2 protein-coding genes are annotated in these 3,207 nt (G+C 76.3%); one reads left to right on the top strand and one right to left on the bottom strand.

What is annotated here, in order from left to right; genetic code table 11:
• Positions 1–883 precede the first annotated feature (883 nt).
• Positions 884–1,258, bottom strand: coding sequence for an RNA polymerase-binding protein RbpA (locus tag HCN52_RS23195; protein WP_167935094.1), 375 nt, complete (start codon positions 1,256–1,258; stop codon positions 884–886).
• Positions 1,259–1,657: 399 nt separating this feature from the next.
• Between HCN52_RS23195 and yczR the strand changes: the two genes are divergently transcribed.
• A complete protein-coding gene (yczR, locus tag HCN52_RS23190) occupies positions 1,658–3,148 on the top strand; it encodes a MocR-like transcription factor YczR (RefSeq protein ID WP_168090390.1) in 1,491 nt (496 codons plus the stop codon).
• Positions 3,149–3,207: the final 59 nt, after the last annotated feature.

The following is a 3,207-nucleotide window of genomic DNA, read 5'->3' as shown; positions in this document are numbered from 1 at the left end:
TCCGGGGCGGCCCGTCGCCAGCAGGTGCGCGGCACGCGCCGCCGAGGCCGCCGCGGAGACCGCGGCGAGGAACGAGCGGCTGCGCATCGTCTACGAGGCGCTGGTGCCGTACTTCGGCGCCCCGGAGGGGTGCACCGCGGAACCGGCGTACACCTGGGGCGGGCGCTGGGAGGACGTCTTCAGCGACCAGGCGTTCGAGGGCGACCGCGTCACCGCGCTCTGCCTGCGCTATCCCGCCCACTTCCCCGACGGGGACGCCGGGGCGCGGACCCGCGTGGAGGAGGTGCTCACCGCCAAGACCGGACCCGAGCGGGAGCTGCGGCTGTGCTGGGACCGCGAGCACAACCGCCTGCGGCTGACCGTGCTGCCGCCGCTGCCCGACGGTCTCTGCGCGCAGCGGTTCGTCACCGGGCCCGGCGAGGCGGTGCTGGGCTTCACCGACCCCGACGCGGTCGACCGCACCGTCCCCGTCACCTCCGGGGCCGAGGACGGCGGGGTGAGCGAGGCCGCCCCCGTCGTCTGGCGCACCGGCTCCCGGGCACCCGCCGCGCACCTGCTGGCGACGGGCCGCCCCGGATCGGGCACCACCTCGCTGCTGCGCTCGCTCACCCTGCAGGCGCTGGACGACGGCGACGTGCTGCTGGTGGACGGCAGCGGCGCCGGCGAGTTCGCCTGCTTCGCCGGGCGCCGCGGGGTGCTCACCGTGGAGTCCTCCCCCACCGGCGCTTCGGCCGCCCTGGAGTGGGCGACGGTCGAGACCGAGCGGCGCCTCGCCGAACTCGCGCAGGCGCGCCGGACCGCCGTCGCCGATCACCCCTGCCCGCTGCGACCGCTGTGGATCGTGGTCGACCGGCCCGCGCCGTGTCGTCGATGGTGGTACGCCTCAGGCGGACTTCCTGCTGTCCCGCGGGTGCACCGCGATGTTCATCGCACCGGAGCGCAGGACGGCCAGCCGCTCGGCCAGCACCTCCTCCAACTCCTCACGGGTGCGTCGCTCCATCAGCATGTCCCAGTGCGTGCGGGCGGGCTTGGCCTTCTTCTCCTCCGGCCCGTCACCGTCCACCAGCAGCGCCTGGACGCCGCAGACCTTGCACTCCCACTCCGAGGGGATCTCGGCCTCCACGGAGAAGGGCATCTCGAACCGATGCCCCCGCTCGCATGCGTACTCCACCGCCTGGCGGGGAGCCAGGTCGATACCGCGGTCAGTCTCGTAGCTGGTCACCACGAGTCGCGTGCCGCGCAGAGCTCGCTCACTCATGAATCGTGCCTCCCGGGCTGGTCGCCCACATGACAGGTGTGGCTGTCGTCGTCATCCCGTCAACGTCCGGTCGGCGGGGAAGATTCCCGTTGCGGGCTACTTCGCCCCGTCTCGCCGCCGTACTGCTCCTACCCGCCCGCGCCCGGTTCGTCACATCACCGCGGTGATGTCACCCGGTGTCCGCAGGGGGACGGCGCGCGAGGTCGGTCGTCGGACGGGGATCAACCGCCTACTGTAGCCGTCCGGCGGCCCCGCTGTGAAATCGCGCGGCGCGCGGCGCGGCCGCTCCGTTCCGTTCCGCCCCACGGTCCCCGCCCGGCCGCCCGGCCTGCGGGAGTCTGGCAGCATGGCCGGAGTCGGCACGTCTCGGGGCCGGTCGCGAGGGAGTGGGACCGCATCATGACCACCTGGACCTCCACCGTCGGCGCCGCGCAGCTCAAGCGGCTGCTCGGTGGTGGGACCGCCCCCGCGCCCGGTGACCGTCGGCGCCCGGCCTACCGCACACTCGCGGACGGGTTGCGCTACCTGGTGCTGGAGGGCCGCATCCCGGTGGCGACGCGGCTGCCCGCCGAGCGGGAGCTCGCCGCCGCCCTCTCCGTGAGCCGGACCACCGTCGCCGCCGCCTTCGAGGCGCTGCGCGCCGACGGCTTCCTGGAATCGCGTCGGGGCGCGGGCAGCTGGACGGCGGTCCCCGCGGGGCACGCCCCGCCCAGCGGCGGGCTGGACCCGCTGCCGCCGGACACCGAGGCCTCGGTGATCGATCTCGGCTACGCGGCGCTGCCCGCCCCCGAGCCGCTGCTGAGCGGCGCCTTCGAGGACGCCCTGCCCGACCTGCGGTCGACCACCGCGACCCACGGCGACTTCCCCGCCGGACTGCCCGCCCTGCGGCGGGCCCTCGCCGAGCGGTACACCGCCGCGGGGGTACCGACCATGCCCGAGCAGATCATGGTCACCACCGGGGCCATGGGCGGGGTCGCGGCGGTGCGGCGCCTGCTGGCCGGGAGGGGCGAGCGGGTGGCGGTCGAGCACCCGTCCTACGCCAACGTCCTCCAGCTGATGCGGGACACCGGCACCCGTCTGGTCCCGGTGGCGATGGGGGAGGGGCTCTCCGGGTGGGACCTCCCGGCGTGGCGCCGGGTGCTGCGGGACGCCGCTCCGCGCTTCGCCTACGTCGCCGCCGACTTCCACAACCCGACGGGCGCCCTGGCGGACGAGGAGCAGCGCCGCGAACTGGTGGCCGCCGCGCGCGCCGCCGGCGCCCTGCTGGTCGTGGACGAGACCATGCGCGACCTGGATCTGCGGCCGGGCGCCCGGCCTGTCCGCCCGGTCAGCGCCTTCGACCCCGGCGGGGCCACCGTGGTGACCATCGGCTCGGCCAGCAAGACCTTCTGGGCCGGACTGCGGATCGGCTGGGTGCGCGCCGCCCCCGAGACGGTCCGCAGCCTGGTCGCGGCCCGCGCCTGGGCCGATCTGGGCAGCCCCGTCTTCGAGCAGCTGGCGGTCGCGCGCCTGATGAACGGGGACGGCTGGGACGCCGCGGTGGCGCTGCGCCGCGCGCAGGTGACCGCCAACCGCGACGCGCTGGTGGCCGCGCTGCGGCAGCGGCTGCCCGACTGGGAGTTCGCCGTGCCCGCCGGCGGCCTCACGCTCTGGGCCCGGGCCGGCGGGCTCTCCAGCAGCCGGCTGGCCGACCTCGCCGAGCGCCACGGGGTGCGGGTCCCCGCCGGTACCCGCTTCGGCCTCGACGGCGCCTTCGAGGGGTACCTCCGGCTGCCGTTCACCCTGCCCGGGCCGCTCGCGGCCGAGGCGGTGGCGCGGCTCGCCGACGCGGCAGCGCTGCTCCGGGGCGGGGCGGGGGCGCCGCAGGTCCCGGGCAGCTACATCACCTGACCGGCTCCTGCCCGGCCGGCCCAGGGGCGGGCTGCTGTCAGCTGTGCGCGGCCGCCGGG

This window comes from Streptomyces bohaiensis (assembly GCF_012033785.1).
Taxonomy (GTDB): domain Bacteria; phylum Actinomycetota; class Actinomycetes; order Streptomycetales; family Streptomycetaceae; genus Streptomyces; species Streptomyces bohaiensis.
Note: the sequence above shows the minus strand (reverse complement) of the source record. Positions and strands in the feature narration are given on the sequence as shown.